This is a genomic window from Helicobacter didelphidarum, assembly GCF_003364195.1.
Taxonomy (GTDB): domain Bacteria; phylum Campylobacterota; class Campylobacteria; order Campylobacterales; family Helicobacteraceae; genus Helicobacter_A; species Helicobacter_A didelphidarum.
In genome coordinates this window covers 1-703 of the sequence record NZ_NXLQ01000177.1, presented here as the reverse complement: position 1 = coordinate 703, position 703 = coordinate 1, and the positions used below count along the sequence as shown (strand labels likewise).

Annotated in this window: 1 pseudogene; it reads left to right on the top strand. The window is 30.7% G+C overall.

From position 1 onward, the window contains the following. Positions 1 to 703: pseudogene (locus CQA53_RS12915) on the top strand (hypothetical protein); the annotation flags it as partial.

The following is a 703-nucleotide window of genomic DNA, read 5'->3' as shown; positions in this document are numbered from 1 at the left end:
ATAGAAAAGTATAATCATCTACTTGCAACAAATAAAAAAATACCAATCCCAAATATAACCTTTATCATAAGAAATAACTTTGGGGAGATAGCAAAGAGTAAGAGAGTGGTGGCACAAAAACGATATATAATTATAGCCCTAAATTTAATACAAAAATTTGAAGACAATAAGAACAAGCTAACAGGAGTTTTTTCTGCGAGTAAAGTAAGAGAAAAATATTTATTTGATAAGAATAAAATAGTAGAACAATTAAAACAACGAGTTGAAAATCTACGAGATGGGATACCTAAGAATAACTTATTTCCAAAGCAGGGACCCACTTCACTTTGCGGACCTGCTGCATTTTTCTATTGTCTTTTGGTAGATAGACCTGATTTATATGTCAAATGTGTGATTGACTTATGGGAGAGAGGTGAAGCAAATATTAAAAATCTTCATATTAAACCAAGCAATGATTGCAAAAACCCAAGTTCAAAAAATGGCTCAATTGGTAATATCAATGGCGTAGATTGGATAACCTTAGCTAGTTTAAGAGATAGTGAAAATAGCATATTTGATTATGATGAAGCAGATGATCAATTGGCTGGTATAACCTTTGAGGGTAAATTAAAATCATGGTTTATCAAAGTAGGAGCAGAATTGTTATTTTCTAATATAACTTATGGGCTACATATCAATAAAAATAAATTGCTTCAACTTGTAG